Source organism: Streptomyces sp. NPDC057445 (assembly GCF_042802855.1).
Classification (GTDB): Bacteria; Actinomycetota; Actinomycetes; order Streptomycetales; family Streptomycetaceae; genus Streptomyces.
The window spans coordinates 209,680-227,670 of sequence record NZ_JBHVDH010000002.1 but is presented as its reverse complement, the minus strand read 5'-3'; the positions used below and the strand labels follow the sequence as shown (position 1 = coordinate 227,670).

The following is a 17,991-nucleotide window of genomic DNA, read 5'->3' as shown; positions in this document are numbered from 1 at the left end:
GATTCCCCCTAAGCGGACTTCAGATAGTGGTCGAGGACCCGGACGCCGAAGTGCAGCGCCTCGACCGGGACCCGCTCGTCGACTCCGTGGAACATCGCACCGTAGTCGATGCCTTCTGGCAGCTTCAGGGGCGAGAAACCGTACCCGGTGATGCCGAGGCGGGAGAACTGCTTGGCGTCCGTGCCACCGGACATGCAGAACGGTACGACATGGCCTTCGGGGTCGAAGCGCTCGATGGCAGCGCGCAGTTGGGCGAAGGTCGGGGAGTCGACCGGTGCCTCCAGGGCGATCTCCCTGTGGTGGAACTCCCAGTCGACGTCCGGGCCCGTGAGCCGGTCCAGGGTGTCGCGGAACTCGTCCTCCGCGCCCGGCAGCATGCGGCCGTCGATGAAGGCGGTGGCGTGCCCCGGGATCACATTGACCTTGTAACCGGCGTCCAGCATGGTCGGATTGGTGCTGTTGCGCACGACCGGTTCGACCAGCAGAGCCGCCCGGCCCAGCTTGTCCATCAGCGCGTCCACATCGAGGTCCGGCGCGTCCAGGTCGACGGCGATGCCGTACAGCGCCGCCATCTCGGCAAGGGCCGCCCGCACCGTCGGGGTGAGCCGCACCGGCCACTCGTGGGCGCCGATCCTGGCGATGGCCCCGGCCAGTCGGGTCACCGCGTTGGACCGGTTGACCTTGGAGCCGTGACCCGCCGTGCCGTGGGCGGTGAGCTTCAGCCAGGCGGTCCCGCGCTCCCCCGCGCCGATCGGGTACAACGCCATCCCGGGTCCGGCGTGGAAGGTGAAGGCACCGGATTCACTGATGCCTTCTGTACAGCCCTCGAACAGCTCCGGGTGATGGGTCGCGAGGAAGTCGGCGCCGTCGACGGCGCTGGCCTCCTCGTCCGCCGTGTACGCGATGACGATGTCCCGGCGGGGTCTGATCCCGGCGCGGTGCCAGGCGCGTACGACCGCGAGGACCATCGCGTCCATGTTCTTCATGTCGACGGCGCCACGGCCCCAGACGACACCGTCGCGGACCTCGCCCGAGAAGGGATGGACGGACCAGTCGGCGGGCTCGGCGGGGACGACGTCGAGATGGCCGTGGACGAGCAGGGCGTCGGCCGAGGGGTCCGTGCCCTCGATCCTGGCCACCACGTTCGTCCGGCCCTCGGTGCGTTCGAGGAGCAACGGCTCGAGCCCGGCAGCGGCGAGCCGCTCCGCGACGTACTCCGCGGCCGGTCTCTCACGGCAGTCCCCGCCGCCGCGGTTGGTGGTGTCGATGCGGATCAGCTCGGAGGTGAAGGTGACCACCTCGTCGAGCGCGGTGTCGTCGATGTTCATGGGCGGTGTCCGGAGGCTCGGGGGCTCGGGGAATGCACGTCAGCCATACTGCTCCTCCACAGCGGCCGAGACGATCGTCGTGACCGCTTTGAAGGTGCGAATGGCTTCATACATGGTCTCGCTGGTGTAGGCGGCACGCCGCTCACCGCTTCGGGCCGCCCCGGGCACGACAGTAGCGGCCGCGGCGAGGTGCTCGGCGTCGAACTCGAGTTCCACGGTGAACGGCCCGCCCCGCACCGGCTCCTGGCGGACGGCGAGCACCGTGGCCTCCTTGGCGGCGGCGCGGATCTCCGCGGCGGTACGGGCCGGGGTGCGGCACACCGCCGCGTACCGCGAAACGTGGTCCTTGACGGCGACCTTGCGCGCCTCCGGGGCGTAGTCGAGGGCGTCCTCGCAGGTCAGGTCGTCTCCGGTGACCAGGATCACGGGCACTCCGTACTCCGCGACCACATGGGCGTTGAGCAGTCCTTCACTCGCCCGCTCACCGTTCAGCCAGACCCCGGTGATGGAGTTCGCGAGGTACGTGTGTGCCAGCACGCCCTCCGTGCCCGCACCCGTGTGGTAGCCGACGAAGGCGATGCCGTCGACATCACCGTGCTGTACGCCCTCCACCATGGACAGTGTCTTGTGCCGTCCCGTCAGCATCTCTGCCCGGTCGTCGAGGTGCTCCAGCAGGAGATTGCGCATGCTCCAGTGCGCCTCGTTGATCAGCACCTCGTCGGCGCCGCCGTCGAAGAAGCCGAGCACCGCCGCGTTCACGTCGGAGGTGAACATCGGGCGGCAGCGCTCCCACTGGGGGGTGCCCGGCAGTACGTCGGCCGGCCAGGTGACGCCCGTGGCGCCCTCCATGTCGGCGCTGATGAGGATCTTCACAACCGTCTCCGTTCTCCGCGGGTCGGAGCGCTCATACCGGCTCCCGGCGTCATCACCCGACGTGGCAGGCCACCGGTACCCGGGGGACTGCCTACCCGGTGCGGCGCCGCCACAGGCCCGCACCGCTCACGGTTCGCACGCAGGGCGGACAATCACACAGGGCGGACAGGGCCGCGGCATGCACGGACCGTCCCCGGGGTCTCAGGTGGCGCGACCCCGCACGAGCGCCTCCCCCACGCTCGTCCTCGTGTAGAGCACCACCCTCCCCGTACGGTGCGCGTGCACCAGGCCTGCCTCCCGGAGTGCCGTCAGATGCTGGGACACGCCTCCGGGGGAGCGGCCCGTGCGGCGTGCCAGGTCCGTCGTGGACGCGGGCGTGGCCAGTTCGGCCAGCAGCAGGGCGCGGGTGCCTCCCAGCACCCGTGACAGTGCGCCGGAGACCGGCTGGGAGCGCTGCTCCCACAGGGTGCCGATGCCCCGTGGCGGGTAGCGCAGAGTGGGCTGCCGGTCGCCGCAGTGCAGGTTGGAGAAGATACGGGGCCAGGTGAACGCCGAGGGGACGAGGAGCAGCCCCCGCCCGTCGAGCCGTCGTAACCCGCGTGTGCAGAGATGCTCCATCTGCAGGGCTCCCGAGTCCCAGGTGAGCTGCGGATCGAGGCCGTCCAGAAGGCGTCTGGCGCCTCCTTCCGCGAACTGCTTGGCGCGGTGCAGGATGTCGCCCTCGAAGAGGGCCAGGATGCGCGGCCAGTAGGGAGCCACGGCCACTTCCCAGTACGCGGCGATCGCGTCCGCGAGCCGTCCCAGACCGCGCTCGGGCTCTTCGCGCAGCGCCGCGACGGCAGCCTGGACGCCCGGCGTCGTCGTACGCAGCAGGTGGTGCGGGGTGGCCCGCAGCGCGGTCAGTTCCACGTCGAGGGAAGGCTGCGGCGTGGTCGGGGGAGGCACGAGGAAGCCCGGAATCCCGGAGGTGGGCACCGCGACCAGTGAGGTCAGGGGGGCGAGGTCCAGCTTCGCGCCGGCGAGCCTCGGCCGTACTTCGTCGGCCCATCGCCGGTGCACACCGTGCTGGTCGGCGCCCTTGAGCACCCGTACACCCGCCACCACCTCCCACAGCGGGGAGATGGCGAAGCGTGTCCGTGCCACGTCCTCGGCCGAGAACTCGATCTGCAGCGTGCCGCCCTGCGACTGTCCGGCCACCATTCAGCCGAGGCTAAATCACTGGTACGGCGCGCGGGCGACCGCCACCGTGTTCGTCATGTCCACCCAAAGCCCTTGGCGCAGACCCGACTTCCGCACTCTGTTCACCGCGACCGCGTTCAGCCAGCTGGGCGGCGGCATCGGCTATGTCGCCCTTCCGCTGATCGCCGTGTCGGTCCTGGGGGCGAGCGCCGGCCAGGTCGGCCTCCTGGCCACGCTGAGCACAGTGGCCTTTCTGCTCATCGGCCTGCCGGCCGGGGCATGGGTGGACCGGATGCGCCACCGTCAGGTGCTGATCGCCGCGGATCTGGCGCGTGGCGCCCTGTGCGCGTCGGTACCGGTGGCCTGGTGGCTCGACGTTCTCACGCTGGGGCAGCTGTACGCCGTCGCGCTGCTGAACGGCTGCGCCACGGTCTTCTTCGACGTGGGGTCGCAGAGCGTGCTCCCTTCACTGGTCGGCCGTGACGGGCTGGTGCGGGCGAACGCCGCAGTGGTGAGCCTGCAGGCGGCGGGCAATGTCGGGGGCCGCGGTGCGGGCGGCGGCATCGTGCAACTGCTGGGCGCGCCGGTGGCCGTGGTGGGTACGGCGGTGCTCCATCTCGCCTCGGCGCTGCGGCTCACGGGCATGCGCGTCGCGAGGGAGCAGAAGGCGGGAGCCGGGCCCGGACCGGGTTCCGGATCCGGTGAGAGCCGGCGGCTGCGGGCGCAGATCGCCGAGGGGCTTCGTCATGTTCTCGGCGACAAGGAGCTGCGCGCACTCGCCCTCACCGCCTCGCTCACCAACCTCGGCACCCAGACCGTCAACACCCTCCTGCCGGTCCTGTTCACCCGTGAACTCGGCCTGTCGGCAGGCGTCCTGGGCCTGTACCTGGCGGTCGGCGGCGTCGGCGTCTTCCTGGGCGCGCGCTGCGCCCGGCCCTTGGCGAGCCGTCTGGGCCACGGACGCGCCCTGGGCGCCGCCGGCATCTGTCTGGCGCCCTGCGCACTGCTCATCCCGCTCGTCGACCGCGGCCCGTGGTTCTGGCTCGCCTCGGCCGGATGGCTGCTGTCCACGTTCAAGATGGGTGTCGACAACGTCCTGGGGGTGAGTCTGCGCCAGCGTCTGACGCCCGATCCGCTCCTCGGCCGTATGAACGCCACCTTCCGGTTCATGCTGACGGGGGCCGTCGCCGTGGGATCCGCCGTCGCGGGCCTGGTCGGTGAGTTCGCCGGAGTGCACACCGCGCTGTGGGCGGGCGGCTGCTGTCTCGCCCTGGCCTTCGTGCCCGTCTTCCTCTCCCCCGTGCGCGGGCGGCGCGAACTGCCGCAGCAGCCGCCCGTCTTCCACGGCCCCGGCCGGAAGCCGGCGGCTCAGGGCTGATCCGTCGCGCGGAGCGCAGGGCGGGAACCGGCATGCCTGCGCCGAGGCCATGTCACCCGCTGCCGACGGTGGCCCCCGCCGCCTTCTCCTTCCGGCGCCACTCCTGGGGTCTTTCGTTCGGATCAGGCCGACTCGGTGAGCGGGGAGCGGGGTCCGGCGGCGGGCATCGCAAGGCGGAGGAAGGAGCCCACACGGTGAGGGCAGCTCCCGGCGACAGCCGGGGGACGTGGGCGACCGACGACAACGCAGCGAGGTGCGGTGCCAGGGCACGCGAGCCCGGCAAGATCCGAACGAAAGACCCTGGCCCCGCGCATCCGGCGTCCAGGTGCCGGGCCAGGCCTGCCGGCCGCCGGGCCCGATCCGGGTGGCCGCCTCCACACAGCGCGGATCGTCGTGTTCGGACGGTCCACAGGCGGCCCGGATGCGGGTCGACCGGGCCTCCTCGTCGGTCAGCCCGGCCGGTACGTCCCCGACGTCGGGAGTGCGGCCCGGGTCTCGGCGAGGCCATTCACACGCGCCGCGTCCTCGACCCACTCGGGCAGTTTCACCTCCGTTTCCGGTCATGGCCGAGGCATTGCGGTGGCGTGAAATCGTCCAGGGCGTCGCGGCCATCCCGGACGCCACCGGACCTCACCCGCGACGACGTTGAGAACGGCAGGAAGAACCGCAGCTCACAGGGGGTGTGGCGGGTGCGGGAGCAAGCCGGTGCAGCGGCCCGTACCGGCTCCGGTTCCCCAGGTGGCCGGCCGGCCGGGAGGCCTTGGACCGCCCTTGACCGGCCATGAGCGGCGCTGCCACGCTCCGGGCCATGTCCACGACGACGATTCCCGTTGTGCGGCTCCACCACCCCTGCCGGCACTCTGCGCCGGAGGCGTGTACGAGCCGCTGTCCGGCGATGCCGCGCGTCTGAGGCCTCCGCCTCCGCTCGCACCGCCCCTCTGCAGTACTCCTGGCCGCTCCCGGTCGGACTTCTTGCGTTCCCCCGCCGCGAAAAAGAACCCCTCCCCTTCCACGGCCGTCCGGTGCCCGCACCGGCCGGTCGTCATGGAAGGCGGCTGCGAAAGGACCACGCCATGACCTCTGCAACCACCACCGACGTCCGCACCACCCACGATGCACCGGCGCCGTCGGTCCACAAACTCGGCGGCCGGATCGGCGCCGTCATCTCCGGGATCCGGCTCGGCCCCGATCTCGCGCCCGACACGGTGACAGCCCTGCGCAAGGCGCTCCTCGGGCACAAGGTGGTCTTCCTTCGCGGCCAGGACCACCTCGACGAGGAGAGCCACGAGGGCTTCGCACGGCTGCTGGGCACACCCGTCGCCCACCCCACCGTCCCCTCCGCCGACGGGCGTTACTCCCTGGGCATCGACTCCGACCACGGCGGCCGGGCCAATCAGTGGCACACCGATGTGACGTTCGTGCCCGCCTACCCCGCCTTCTCCGTCCTCAGGGCCGTGACCATCCCGCCCTACGGCGGCGACACCCTGTGGGCCAACACGGCCGCCGCGTACGAGTATCTTCCCCGGTCGCTGCGCGCACTCGCCGACAGCCTGCGCGCCGTGCACTCCAACGAGTACGACTACGCCGCGCTGCGCCCCGACGCGCTGCCCGAGGCGCTTGCCCAGTACCGCGAGGTCTTCACGTCGACCTCGTTCCGCACCGAGCACCCGGTCGTCCGGGTCCACCCGGAGTCCGGTGAACGCACCCTGCTTCTGGGGAACTTCGTCGAGCGCATCTCCGGACTCACCGGCCGTGACTCACGGGCCCTGCTGGATCTGTTCCAGTCGCACATCGAGCGGCCTGAGAACACCGTGCGCTGGCAGTGGCAGCCCGGTGACGTCGCCATCTGGGACAACCGCGCCACCCAGCACTACGGGGTGGACGACTCCGGCGACCACGAGCGCAAGCTGCGTCGCGTGACGATCGACGGCGATGTCCCGGTGGGGGTGGACGGGCGCGCCTCCGAGCTGTTGTCCCCCGAGACCGTGCCGGAACCCTCCTTCGGGATCGCATCGGGCGCCTCCGGCCCCCAGGGCGCGCCGGACGCCGCCGGTGCCTCGACCGGCTCCTGACCATGCCCCGGATGCCGTTCCGCGGCACAAGCACACCGAACGAACCCTGAAGGAGGCAGTGTTGTCCAGGCTGCTGGCCATTTCCGGAAGCCCGTCCGCCACCTCGCGTACCGCCCTGGTGCTCGACCAGGTCGTCCGGCGGCTGTCCCGCGCCGGTTTCGACGCCGGGCAGCTGGCCGTACGGGACCTTCCGCCGGCGGAGCTGCTGGCCGGGCGGCCCGAGCACGCGGCGCTGCGCCGCGCGCTGCACGAGGTCGAGGCCGCCGACGGCGTCATCGTCGCCACACCGGTCTACAAGGCCTCGTACACGGGCCTGCTGAAGGCGTTCCTCGACCTTCTGCCGCAGACCGGTCTCGCCGGGAAGACGGTGCTGCCTCTTGTGACCGGGGGCAGTCCCGCCCATGTCCTGACCATCGACTACGCGCTGCGTCCGGTGCTCTCGGCCCTGGGCGCACGGCATGTCGTCGCCGGCCGGTACCTCCTCGACACGGCGATCGAGGCCCGGCCCGGCGGCGGCGTCCGCATCCAGCCCGAGGCGGAGGAGCAACTGTTCCGAGCCGTCGAGGACTTCGTCGACGCACTGCCCACCGGGTCGGCCCTCGGCGCCGGCTCCGTACTGATCGCCGCCTCCTAGCGCGGCCCCCCGTCCGACACCTCAGGCAACTCTCACCCCGCTCCGAAAAGGATCCACCATGCCCCTCCCCAACGCGACCTCCCGACGCCAGTTCCTCACGCTCCTCGGCATCTCGGCGGCCGCGGTGAGCTGCGGCAGAGCCACAGCAGGCGGCGTTTCCGGCTCGGGCCGGACGAAGACACTGAGGTACCAGGGCACCGCCGGGCAGGTCACCCTTCCCGAGCTCGCCGAGGATCTCGGATATCTCGGCGATGTGAAGCTCCGGTGGATCGGCAACACCATCAGCGGTCCGCAGGACATCCAGTCGGCCGCCACCGGTCAGACCGACTTCGGAGGGGCCTTCAACGGCGCGGTCGTCAAGCTCGCCGCGAGCGGGGCGCCCATCAAGGCGGTGGTCAGTTACTACGGTTCCGACGAGCACGCCTACAGCGGCTACTACGTGCTGGAGGACAGCCCGATCCGATCGGCGCGCGACCTGATCGGCAAGAAGGTCGGGATGAACACCCTCGGGGCGCACGCCGAGGCTCTGCTCGGCATCTACCTGGAGCGCAACGGCCTGTCGCCGGCCGACATCGGCAAGGTCGAGCCCTTGGTGGTGCCGCCCCTCAACACGGAGCAGTCGCTGCGCAGAGGGCAGATCGATGTGGGTGTGCTCGGCGGCATCCTGCGCGACAAGGCCCTCGCCGAGGGAGGCGTCCGTCCGCTCTTCACCGACCACCAGCTGCTGGGCGACTTCAGCGCCGGTACGTACGTGCTGACGGAGCGCTTCATCGAGCGGAACCCCGACACGGCACAGACCTTCGTCACCGCCGTGGCGAAGGCGATCGAGTGGGCCCGCACCACTCCGCGCGAGGACGTGGTGGCCCGTATGACGGAGATCGTGCGCAAGCGGGGCCGCAACGAGGACACCGCGTCACTGAAGTACTGGCGGTCCTACGGCGTCGCCGAGACGGCAGGCCGGATCGCCGACAAGGAGTTCCAGCTGTGGATCGACTGGCTGGCCGGCCGGGACGAGATCAAGAAGGACCGGATCGAGGCGTCCGGCCTCTACACCAATGAGTTCAACAAGTACGTCAAGGGAAGCGGGAGCTGAGCTCATGGCCGATTCCAACCCACCCAAGATCGTGTTCGAGCGGGTAGGCAAGACGTTCCCCGTCAAGGACCGGACCGGCACACGGCAGCCGGCCGCCTTCACCGCCCTCGACGGCATCGATCTGAGCATCGCGGCCGGCGAGTTCGTGGTCGTCGTCGGGCCCAGCGGCTGCGGCAAGTCGACGCTGCTGGACCTGCTGGCCGGACTGACCGCGCCCAGCTCAGGACGGATCCTGCTGGACGGTGAGCCGGTCACCGGCCCCGGCACCGACCGGGGCATCGTCTTCCAGCAGTACGCGCTGCTTCCCTGGCGCACGGCTCAGGGCAATGTCGAGTTCGGGCTGGAGGCCACCGGTGTGCCGCGCCGGGAGCGCGCCGAGCGGGCCCGGGCTCATCTGGAACTGGTGGGCCTGTCCGGATTCGAGGACCGGCACCCCCACGAGCTGTCGGGCGGAATGCGTCAGCGCGTCGCGATCGCCCGCAGCCTCGCCTACGACCCCGATGTGCTGCTGATGGACGAGCCGTTCGCGGCGCTCGACGCGCAGACCAGGGAGTCGCTCCAGGACGAGCTGCTGCAGATCTGGCAGCGCACCGGCAAGACGATCGTCTTCATCACCCATGGCATCGAGGAGGCCGTCTACCTCGGACAGCGGGTGGCGGTGCTGACCTCACGTCCCGGGCGGGTCAAGGAGATCGTGCCCATCTCGTTCGCCTCCCGTACGGCGGCGGACGACCTGCGCTCGAGCCCGGAGTTCGCGCGCTACCGGCATCTGATCTGGGGGCTGCTGCACGACGAGGTGGCGAAGGCCCAGCAGCTGGAGAAGGAAGGCGTTCCCGTATGAGTACCGTGACCGACACGAGTACGGCGGTGGCCCCGGCCGGGGCCGTCCAGGACAGTGCCGATCGGACCGCCGGTCCCGAGGCGGCCGGCTTCGCACCCCGCACGCCCGGCGAGGCCACGCAGAGCGGAGTGCGACAGGGCAGGACCGCCACCAGGTTCCGTGGCCTGCTTCGCCGAGGGGCACGGCTGCTGATCGCCGCGGCGACGAAGTCGGCGGCCGTCGTGGCGCTGCTGATCGTCTGGGAGGCCTCGCCGCGTCTCGGCCTTGTCGATGCGACGTTTCTGCCGCCGTTCAGCGAAGTGGCCCTCGCCTGGTGGGAGTTGCTGGTCGACGGGCAGCTCGCCGAGCATGTGGGCGCCAGCCTGGTGCGCTCCTTCACCGGCTTCGGTCTCGCCGTCGCCGTCGCCGTACCCCTAGGGCTGCTGATCGGCTGGTACCGGCCGGTGGCGGATCTGCTGGGACCGCTGCTGGAGGTGTTCCGCAACACCGCCGCGCTGGCCCTGTTGCCGGTCTTCGTGCTGCTGCTGGGCATCGGCGAGACGTCCAAGATCTCCATCGTGGTGTACGCCTGCACCTGGCCGATCCTGCTCAACACCATCAGCGCGGTGCGCAACGCGGACCCCACACTGCTGAAGCTGGCGAAGTCCATGGACCTGTCGGCACCGCGGCTCTTCCAGAAGGTGATCCTGCCGTCGTCCGTCCCGGCCGTTTTCACCGGGATCAGGCTGGCCGGGGCGGTGTCCATCCTCGTGCTGGTGGCCGCCGAGATGATCGGGGCGAAGGCCGGCCTGGGCTATCTCATCAACGCGTCCCAGTTCAATTTCGCGATTCCTCAGATGTACGCGGGCATCGTCACGATCTCCGCCATCGGGGTGCTCTTCAACCAGGTGCTCGTGGCACTGGAGCGACGGCTCAGTTCCTGGCGTGTGCCGCCGCCGGCCTGATCCGCCCGCCACCTCCTGATCCCCTTCGCACGCCCACTACTCACCGAGGGCCACCATGACCTCCTCCCGCCCGCGCCGACTGCATCTCAACGCCTTCCTGATGAACGCCGGTCACCACGACGCCGCTTGGCGCCACCCCCGTACCCAGCCCGAGCGCATCACCGATCTTCGGTACTTCCAGCAGCTCGCCCGGACCGCCGAACGCGGCAGACTCGACTCGGTGTTCCTCGCCGACGGTCTCGCCCTGTGGGGCAAGGTGCGGCACAACGCGCTCGGCGGATTCGAGCCGCTCACCCTGCTGTCCGCGCTGGCGGCCGTGACCGAGCACGTGGGCCTGATCGCCACCGTGTCCACCACCTTCAACGAGCCCTTCCACACGGCGCGCAAGTTCGCGTCCCTGGACCATCTCAGCGGCGGCCGGGCCGGATGGAACATCGTCACGTCCGGCACCGTCGAAGAGGCGCGCAACTTCGGGCAGGAGGAGCACCTGGAGCACTCTCTGCGCTACCGGCGTGCACGCGAGTTCGTCGAGGTCGCGACCAAGCTCTGGGATTCCTGGGAGGACGACGCGATCGTGCTCGACCGGGAGCGCGGGGTGTACGCCGACACCGCCAAGGTGCGGGCGATCGACCACCGCGGGGAGTACTTCGGGGTGCGCGGCCCGCTGAACGTGCCGCGGTCCCCGCAGGGCCACCCGCTGCTCGTTCAGGCAGGGTCCTCTGAGGACGGCAAGGAGTTCGCCGCGGAGTACGCAGAGGCGGTGTTCACAGCCCAGCAGACCCTTGCCGACGGTCAGGCGTTCTACAAGGACCTCAAGTCCCGCCTGGCGCGCCACGGCCGTTCCGAGGAGGAGCTGAAGATCCTGCCGGGCATCTGCCCCGTGATCGGCTCCACCGAGGCCGAGGCCCGGGCCCTGGAGTCCGAGCTGACGGATCTCCAGGTCCCCGAGTACGGACTGGCCCAGCTGTCCGGGATGCTCGGTGTGGACCTGAGCGGTCTGCCGCTGGACGGGCCACTGCCCGAACTGCCTCAGGAGCAGGACATCAACGGCAACAAGAGCCGCTTCACTCTCGTCGCCGAACTCGCCGGACGGGACGGCCTGACCCTGCGCGAGCTGATCGCACGCCTCGGTGGCGGCCGCGGGCACCGGGTGTTCGCGGGCACTCCGGAGCAGATCGCCGATCAGCTGGAGGAGTGGTTCACCCAGGGGGCCGCGGACGGCTTCAACATCATGCCGCCCCATCTGCCGGGCGGTCTGGACGACTTCGTCGACCATGTGGTGCCGGAGCTGCAGCGGCGCGGGCTGTTCCGTACCGAGTACACCGGAAGGACCCTGCGCGAGCACTACGGACTGTCCCGGCCCGGGAACCGGCCGGCCACCGCCCGTACCGCCTGACCGGTTCCGGCCCACGGTCCCGTCCCGGACGCCTGTTGCCGTGCTGACGGCCTGTCGGGAGGGTCAGTCCTCGTGGCCCAGCTGCAGGTCACGCTCCGTGCGCCCGCCGCCCGCGACCTGCAGCACCGTCGCCACCGGCGGATAGCCGGCGGCGATCACCGTGTACTCGCCCGAGGACAGATCGACGAAACGGAAGGTGCCGTCGGGCCCGGTGGTGAGGGTGTCGACGACGTTGCCCGCGGCGTCGAGCAGCGTCACCCGCGCGTCCTCGACGGTCCGGCCGCCACCGGCTCTCACGGTGCCGCGCAGCACCGCACCGCCCGCGAGTTCGATGTCCTGCCGGGTCTCGCGGGAAGCCTGAACGCTCACCGGGACCGCGGCGGGACGGAAGGCGGGGGCGCTCGCGGCGAGCGTGTACTCCCCCGCCACCAGCTCGTTGAGCACATAGCCGCCCTCGCGTCCGCTGCGCGTGCCGCCGACGACGTCGCCGCGTACATCGGTCAGCGTCACGGCGGCGTCGCGCACGGGGGTGCCGTCGGCCGTGACGACGGTCCCGGCGAGCCGTCCCGCACCGCCGAGCACGACATCGAGCTCGACGGGCCGTTCGCCGACGGTGACCGAGACCGCCTGCGGCTGGTGCCCTCCGGCGGCGGCGATGAGGACGTACGAGCCGGAGGCCGGGACGCTGAGCGCGTACCGCCCGTCCTCGCCGCTGCCGCCGCGTCCGATCTGCCGCCCCTGCACATCGATGAGGGTGAGCGCCGCGCGCGGGACGGTGGTGCCGTCGTGGTGCTGGACGGTGCCGCAGACGGGCACTCCGGCGATGTGGGGCGGGCCGGGGGTCCGGACCGGCGGCGCGGTGCGGGCGTGCGGTACGGCTGCGGGCTCGGCGGCGGCGGGGGCGTTGTGGGACACCAGCGGTTTCTCCTTGAGGAAGAAGGCGAGGAAGAGGCCGAGGACGAGCACCGGCACGAGGTAGAGAAAGATCCGCGGCATCGCGTCCGCGTAGGCCTGGATATAGCCGTCGCGCAGTCCGGGCGGCATGGCATGGACGAGCTGCGGGGTGATGGACGAGCCCTCACCGGAGGTCCCCGCGGGCAGCCCCGCTCCGGCGGGGAGCCGCTCGGCGAGGGCGTCGGTGAGCCGGTCGGCGAAGAGGGTGCCGAACACAGCGGCACCGACACTCCCGCCGATCTGCCGGAAGTAGTTGTTGGCACTGGTCGCGGTGCCGAGATCGGCGGGCGGAACGGAGTTCTGCACGGCCAGGACGAGCACGGGCAGCGCCAGCCCGATGCCGACACCCAGGACGGCCTGACAGAGCGAGTACTCGAGCCGGGGAGTGTCGGCCTCCAGCCGGGACAGCAGCCACATGCCTGCGGCCGACAGGGCGCAGCCCGACACCGGATAGATCTTGTAGCGGCCGGTGCGGCTGATGAGCTGCCCGGAGATGACGGAGGCGCCGACGATGCCGCCCATCATGGGCAGCATCAGCAGCCCGGACTCGGTGGCACTGGCCCCGTCGACCATCTGGAGGAAGGTGGGCAGATAGCTGGCGGCGCCGAAGAGCGCGACACCGACGACCGCGCCGACCAGGCCGGTGACGTTGAAGACCGAGTCACGGAACAGCCGCAAGGGGATGACCGGTTCGGGCGCGTAGTGCTCGACGGCCAGGAAGAGCAGGGCGCTTCCGGCCGCTCCGGCGGCGAGTCCGAGGATCACGCGCGAGTTCCACGCGTACTCGGTTCCGCCCCAACTGGTCAGCAGTACCAGGCAGGTGGAAGCGGCGGTGAGGAAGAGCGCACCGAGGACGTCGAAGCGCGCCCGCGCCGTGCGCTTCGGCAGTTCGAGTACAAGGGTGACGACGGCGAGCGTCACCAGGCCGAACGGCACGTTGAAGTAGAAGCACCAGCGCCAGGAGACATGATCGGTGAAGAAGCCGCCCAGCAGCGGGCCCGCGACCGAGGCGAGTCCGAACGCCGCGCCGATCAGACCCATGAACCGGCCGCGCTCCCTGGCCGGGACGATGTCCGCGATGATCGCCTGCACGCCGATCATGAGGCCGCCCGCCCCGATGCCCTGGACGGCCCGGAAGGCGATGAGCTGGTCCATGGTGCGGGACCAGCCGGCGAGGGCCGAGCCGATGACGAAGACGACGATGGCGAACTGGAAGACGCCCTTGCGGCCGTAGAGGTCGCCGAGCTTTCCGTAGATGGGGAGGCCGACGGTGGCGGTGAGGAGATAGGCCGTGATCGCCCAGGACATGCGGTCCAGTCCCTGGAGCTCGCCGACGATCCTCGGCAGGGCGGTGGCGACGATCATCTGCTCCAGCGCGGCGAGCAGCAGCGCGAGCATCAGGCCGAAGAACACGAGGCGGACGCGGCGAGGGCTCAGGGCCGCTGCTGCGTCCGTGGGGCCGCCGGGCGGAGCCGGATCCGTGCCGTGCGGGTCTTCAGGGTTGCCGGATCCGCGGTCCGTGCCGGCGGGCCGGTGGTCCCGGGACCCCGCCGCCCCGTCGGCCTGCCCGTCCTTCACCAGCGTGATCCCGCCCACGTACTGCTCCCCTCGTCGCGGCTGCGCGGCGCCATTCTTCGCATTGCGCGCCAAGACGGAGCAAGCGGGACGTTATCGGGGAACGGGGTGCGGACGGTGGGCACACCGGGCCCACAGGGGCGCACGACAGGCGCTCATCAGGAGCTTTCCCGCGACGTGCCGTGCGCCGGGCGCACGGCGGAGCCGCGGGAAAACCACTCGATTCGGTGACTGGCCCGGCGCCCCCGGGGGCCCTGCAGAAACCTACTTCTCCACCTCGGCGGCCAGGTTGGCGAGGACCTCGTCGTGGATCCGGGCGAGGCCCTTGGGGGCGAAGGCCCGCTCGAAGAAGCCGCCGATGCCGCCGGCACCGTCCCAGACGGTGGTGACCACGACGCGCGAGGAGGCGGTCCGGCCCTCGGCGGCGGGGGCCGGGGTGACGGTCCAGGTGGTGACCATGGAGGAGTTGCGGTCCTTCTCGACGAGCTGTCCGTCGGTCGGCTCGGTCACCTCGAACAGGCAGTCACGGATGCGCTTGCTGGTGGCCTGGAGCTTCCAGTGGACGAGAGTGCCCTGGCCGTCGCCGCCCTCGCGCACCTCGTACTCGCTGAAGTGACCGGGCAGGAGCTTCGCGCGCGTGTCCGCGTAATCGGCCAGCGTGTCGAACACGGTCTCCGCGTCCGCCGCGATGATCCGCTCCGTCGTGGCCTCGACCTGCGCCATGCCTCATCCTCCAGCAATTGGTTCTTGGGGGACCCAGCCAACCACCTCCCGCACAGCCGCCCAAAATCGGGGTTGCGGCGATCAAGGGAACAAGTGTTCTATTCTGTGGTCAGTGCTACCGAGGAGGCGTCCATGCGCTGGGACAATCTCGCCGAGAACACCCCGACCGCCCCGAACACCCCTGACACTCCGGATCCCGACAGCACCGGCGCGACCGGGGACGTCGCGCTCTTCGGCACGGACGCCGTGACCACGCGTACCTTCGACACCCCGGAGTTCCGCGGGATCACCTTCCACGAGGTCCGCGCCCGCTCGATCCTGAACCAGGTGCCGGGGGCTTCGCGGATGCCGTTCGAATGGACGGTCAATCCGTACCGCGGCTGCTCCCATGCGTGCGTGTACTGCTTCGCCCGCAAGACGCACAGCTATCTGGACCTCGACACCGGCCTCGGCTTCGACACCCAGATCGTCGTCAAGATCAACGCGCCGGAACTTCTCCGCCGCCAGCTGGCCTCGCGCCGCTGGCAGGGCGCGCACATCGCGATGGGGACGAATGTCGACTGCTACCAGCGGGCGGAGGGGCGCTACCGGCTGATGCCCGGGATCATCGGCGCACTGCGCGACTACGCGAACCCGTTCTCGATCCTCACCAAGGGCACGCTGATCCTGCGCGACCTGGAGCTGCTGAAGCAGGCCGCGACGGTGACTGAGGTCGGTATCTCCGTCTCGGTCGGCTTCACGGACCGGGAACTGTGGCGCACCGTCGAGCCGGGTACGCCGTCGCCCGAGCGGCGCCTCGACGTCGTACGGACGCTGACGGACCACGGCATCGGCTGCGGGGTGCTGATGGCACCCGTCATCCCCTTCCTCGGCGACCACCCGGACCAGCTGCGGGCAACCGTACGGGCCATCGCCGCGGCCGGGGCGACATCCGTGACCCCTCTGGTGCTGCATCTGCGGCCCGGGGCACGCGAATGGTTCATGGCGTGGCTCGGCCGGGAGCATCCCCATCTCGTGCGGCGGTACGAGCGGCTGTACGCGGAGGGGGCCTACGCACCCAAGTGGTACCAGCGGCGGATCACGCGCCACGTGCATGAGCTCGCCAGGGAGTTCGGTATCGGGCCGGCCGGGCGCGGCACCTCGCGTCGGACACCGGTGCCCGACGAGCGCCCGCCCGCGGAGCCCGCCGCCACGCAGCTGACCCTCCTGTGACCGCGGTCGCCCCGGAGCGGACCGGGCCGTCCCGATCAGCGGGGACCTGTCCGAACAGGGGGAGCAGCACGCGCATTCGGGTCAAGTAGAAATCGAACATGTCCTTCCGGGCGGGAATCCGGGAACGCTGCCGCAGGGGCCGATCGGCTCCGGGCCACGCGCCCCGCCACCACGGGAGACCACATGTACAGACGCACAGCGGCGCTGGTCGCCGTCGGGGCGGCGGTGACCGGACTGGTCACCGGCATGCCGTCCGCGGCGACCGCGGGAGGGTCGGCACCACGGCCAGCCGCCGGCCTGATCTGGAGAAGCTGCGCCACGGAGGCGTTCCCACGGCTCGAGTGCTCCGAGGTGCAGGTGCCGCTCGACCACGCGCGGCCGAACGGCAGGCAGATCACGCTCGCGCTGTCGCGGGTACGGCACACCGCGAAGACCTTCCAGGGGCCGCTGCTGGTCAATCCGGGAGGACCGGGTTCTAGCGGTCTGAAGATGGCGGGATTCGTGGCGGCCTCGTTGCCCGCCAAGGTCTCGGCGCAGTACGACGTCATCGGCTTCGACCCGCGCGGAGTGGGTTCCTCCAGGCCGGCCCTCGACTGCAGGCCGGGCCACTTCGCGCCCGTACGCGCCGACTCGGTGCCGCACACCCCGGGGGGCGAGATCGCGAACCAGGTGCGGGCGGCCGCGTTCGCGCGCGGTTGCGCGGCCAAGTACGCGGATGTCCTGCCGCACATGAGCACCGTGAGCGCGGCCAGGGACCTCGATCTGATCCGGGCCGCGCTCGGTGCCGAGAAGATCAACTACTTCGGATACTCGTACGGGACCTATCTGGGCGCCGTGTACGCCAAGTACTTCCCGCAGCGGGTACGGCGCGCGGTGTTCGACTCCGTGGTCAATCCGGGCGGCGTGTGGTACCGCAACAACCTCGACCAGGACCTCGGCTTCGACGCCCGCCACAAGGCCTTCACCGCGTGGGTGGCCAGGCACAACACGACGTACCGGCTCGGCACCGACCCGGCGAAGGTCGAGGCCGCGTGGTACGCCATGCGCGAGGCGCTGCGCAAGAAGCCCGCGGGCGGGAAGGTCGGCCCCACCGAACTCGAGGACACGTTCCTTCCGGGCGGCTACTACAACGGCTTCTGGCCGTATCTGGCCGAGGCGTTCTCGGCGTTCGCGCGCGGCAAGGACCCCAAGCCGCTGGTCGAGGAGTACGAGAACTTCGGCGCGGTCGACGCGGCGGGCGACAACAGCTACTCCGTCTACACGGCGGTCCAGTGCCGCGACGCGCAGTGGCCCAGGAGCTGGGCCAGCTGGCACGCCGACAACTGGTCGACTCACGCCAAGGCACCGTTCTCCACCTGGAACAACGCCTGGTACAACGCTCCCTGCGCCTCCTGGCCCGTCGCGCCGCTCACCCCGACGGACGTCTCGAACACCGCGCTGCCGCCGGTGCTCGTCTTCCAGGCGACGGAGGACGCAGCGACTCCGTACGAGGGCGGCGTCGCCGCCCACCGGAAACTGCGCGGCTCCCGCCTGGTCGTCGAGCAGGGCGGCGGCAACCACGCGGTCACGCTGGGCGGAAACACCTGCCTGGACCGCTATCTGACGGACTATCTGGCCACGGGCAAGCTGCCCGCGCCGAGCGCGACCGGCGCCGCCGACGCGGTGTGCGCGGCCACCCCCGAGCCGGAGCCCCGGAAGGCAGCGGCCCGTGCCGGGAGGGCGGACGCGGCACAAGCCGGGGCGCTTCTGCACAGAATGCTCGGACACCGAAACTGACCGCCCCGGGAGG

The 17,991-nt window shown here is 70.9% G+C and carries 14 protein-coding genes; 9 read left to right on the top strand and 5 right to left on the bottom strand.

Features of this window, described 5'->3' with window-relative positions:
• Positions 1 to 8: 8 nt before the first annotated feature.
• The 3 genes from ACFU5O_RS05870 to ACFU5O_RS05860 all read right to left on the bottom strand — a co-directional run bounded on the left by ACFU5O_RS05870 (position 9) and on the right by ACFU5O_RS05860 (position 3,401).
• Positions 9 to 1,328, bottom strand: a complete 1,320-nt coding sequence (locus ACFU5O_RS05870) for a M20/M25/M40 family metallo-hydrolase (RefSeq protein WP_384236862.1) — start codon at positions 1,326 to 1,328, stop codon at positions 9 to 11.
• Between the two features lie 39 nt (positions 1,329 to 1,367).
• Complete coding sequence (locus ACFU5O_RS05865; RefSeq protein WP_384236860.1) at positions 1,368 to 2,201, bottom strand: M55 family metallopeptidase; 834 nt, start codon at positions 2,199 to 2,201, stop codon at positions 1,368 to 1,370.
• A 201-nt stretch (positions 2,202 to 2,402) separates the two neighbouring features.
• A complete protein-coding gene (locus tag ACFU5O_RS05860) occupies positions 2,403 to 3,401 on the bottom strand; it encodes an ArsR/SmtB family transcription factor (protein WP_384236859.1) in 999 nt (332 codons plus the stop codon).
• A gap of 55 nt (positions 3,402 to 3,456) precedes the next feature.
• Here ACFU5O_RS05860 and ACFU5O_RS05855 point away from each other — a divergent pair, with 55 nt between their 5' ends.
• From ACFU5O_RS05855 to ACFU5O_RS05825, 7 genes are all read left to right on the top strand, one after another.
• A complete protein-coding gene (locus tag ACFU5O_RS05855; protein WP_384236858.1) occupies positions 3,457 to 4,758 on the top strand; it encodes an MFS transporter in 1,302 nt (433 codons plus the stop codon).
• Between the two features lie 1,073 nt (positions 4,759 to 5,831).
• The gene (locus ACFU5O_RS05850) at positions 5,832 to 6,830 is read left to right on the top strand and encodes a TauD/TfdA dioxygenase family protein (protein ID WP_384236856.1); all 999 of its coding nucleotides are present in this window, start codon (positions 5,832 to 5,834) and stop codon (positions 6,828 to 6,830) included.
• Between the two features lie 61 nt (positions 6,831 to 6,891).
• Positions 6,892 to 7,464 carry an NADPH-dependent FMN reductase gene (gene ssuE, locus ACFU5O_RS05845; RefSeq protein ID WP_384236854.1) on the top strand — a complete coding sequence of 191 codons (573 nt, stop codon included), beginning with the start codon at positions 6,892 to 6,894 and terminating at the stop codon, positions 7,462 to 7,464.
• 58 nt (positions 7,465 to 7,522) lie between these two features.
• Positions 7,523 to 8,557 (top strand): ABC transporter substrate-binding protein, encoded by a 1,035-nt coding sequence (locus tag ACFU5O_RS05840; protein ID WP_384236852.1) that lies wholly within the window; start codon positions 7,523 to 7,525, stop codon positions 8,555 to 8,557.
• A gap of 4 nt (positions 8,558 to 8,561) precedes the next feature.
• Entirely contained in the window at positions 8,562 to 9,398 is an 837-nt protein-coding gene (locus ACFU5O_RS05835) for an ABC transporter ATP-binding protein (RefSeq protein WP_384236850.1), read from the top strand.
• Positions 9,395 to 10,342 (top strand): ABC transporter permease, encoded by a 948-nt coding sequence (locus tag ACFU5O_RS05830; protein WP_384236848.1) that lies wholly within the window; start codon positions 9,395 to 9,397, stop codon positions 10,340 to 10,342. Before ACFU5O_RS05835 ends, ACFU5O_RS05830 begins: the two co-directional genes overlap by 4 nt.
• 55 nt (positions 10,343 to 10,397) lie before the next feature.
• A complete protein-coding gene (locus tag ACFU5O_RS05825; RefSeq protein WP_384236845.1) occupies positions 10,398 to 11,738 on the top strand; it encodes an LLM class flavin-dependent oxidoreductase in 1,341 nt (446 codons plus the stop codon).
• A gap of 63 nt (positions 11,739 to 11,801) precedes the next feature.
• On the opposite strand, the gene ACFU5O_RS05820 is transcribed toward ACFU5O_RS05825, so the two are convergent.
• Both ACFU5O_RS05820 and ACFU5O_RS05815 read right to left on the bottom strand, forming a co-directional pair.
• Complete coding sequence (locus ACFU5O_RS05820; protein ID WP_384236843.1) at positions 11,802 to 14,288, bottom strand: MFS transporter; 2,487 nt, start codon at positions 14,286 to 14,288, stop codon at positions 11,802 to 11,804.
• A 243-nt stretch (positions 14,289 to 14,531) separates the two neighbouring features.
• Positions 14,532 to 14,990 carry an SRPBCC family protein gene (locus ACFU5O_RS05815; RefSeq protein ID WP_384236841.1) on the bottom strand — a complete coding sequence of 153 codons (459 nt, stop codon included), beginning with the start codon at positions 14,988 to 14,990 and terminating at the stop codon, positions 14,532 to 14,534.
• Between the two features lie 132 nt (positions 14,991 to 15,122).
• On the opposite strand from ACFU5O_RS05815, the gene ACFU5O_RS05810 reads away from it, so the two are divergent.
• Together ACFU5O_RS05810 and ACFU5O_RS05805 are read left to right on the top strand one after the other, a co-directional pair.
• Complete coding sequence (locus tag ACFU5O_RS05810; RefSeq protein ID WP_384236838.1) at positions 15,123 to 16,202, top strand: Rv2578c family radical SAM protein; 1,080 nt, start codon at positions 15,123 to 15,125, stop codon at positions 16,200 to 16,202.
• Positions 16,203 to 16,385: 183 nt separating this feature from the next.
• Complete coding sequence (locus tag ACFU5O_RS05805) at positions 16,386 to 17,978, top strand: alpha/beta hydrolase (protein WP_384236836.1); 1,593 nt, start codon at positions 16,386 to 16,388, stop codon at positions 17,976 to 17,978.
• Positions 17,979 to 17,991: the final 13 nt, after the last annotated feature.

What these genes read in the sequence shown, in the direction of transcription:
- ACFU5O_RS05825 (WP_384236845.1), top strand. Translation starts at nt 10,398, where the DNA reads ATGACCTCCTCCCGCCCGCGCCGACTGCATCTCAACGCCTTCCTGATG.
- ACFU5O_RS05850 (WP_384236856.1), top strand. Translation starts at nt 5,832, where the DNA reads ATGACCTCTGCAACCACCACCGACGTCCGCACCACCCACGATGCACCG.
- ACFU5O_RS05810 (WP_384236838.1), top strand. Translation starts at nt 15,123, where the DNA reads ATGCGCTGGGACAATCTCGCCGAGAACACCCCGACCGCCCCGAACACC.
- ACFU5O_RS05855 (WP_384236858.1), top strand. Translation starts at nt 3,457, where the DNA reads ATGTCCACCCAAAGCCCTTGGCGCAGACCCGACTTCCGCACTCTGTTC.
- ACFU5O_RS05870 (WP_384236862.1), bottom strand. Translation starts at nt 1,328, where the DNA reads ATGAACATCGACGACACCGCGCTCGACGAGGTGGTCACCTTCACCTCC.
- ACFU5O_RS05805 (WP_384236836.1), top strand. Translation starts at nt 16,386, where the DNA reads ATGTACAGACGCACAGCGGCGCTGGTCGCCGTCGGGGCGGCGGTGACC.
- ACFU5O_RS05815 (WP_384236841.1), bottom strand. Translation starts at nt 14,990, where the DNA reads ATGGCGCAGGTCGAGGCCACGACGGAGCGGATCATCGCGGCGGACGCG.
- ACFU5O_RS05835 (WP_384236850.1), top strand. Translation starts at nt 8,562, where the DNA reads ATGGCCGATTCCAACCCACCCAAGATCGTGTTCGAGCGGGTAGGCAAG.
- ACFU5O_RS05840 (WP_384236852.1), top strand. Translation starts at nt 7,523, where the DNA reads ATGCCCCTCCCCAACGCGACCTCCCGACGCCAGTTCCTCACGCTCCTC.
- ACFU5O_RS05860 (WP_384236859.1), bottom strand. Translation starts at nt 3,401, where the DNA reads ATGGTGGCCGGACAGTCGCAGGGCGGCACGCTGCAGATCGAGTTCTCG.
- ACFU5O_RS05830 (WP_384236848.1), top strand. Translation starts at nt 9,395, where the DNA reads ATGAGTACCGTGACCGACACGAGTACGGCGGTGGCCCCGGCCGGGGCC.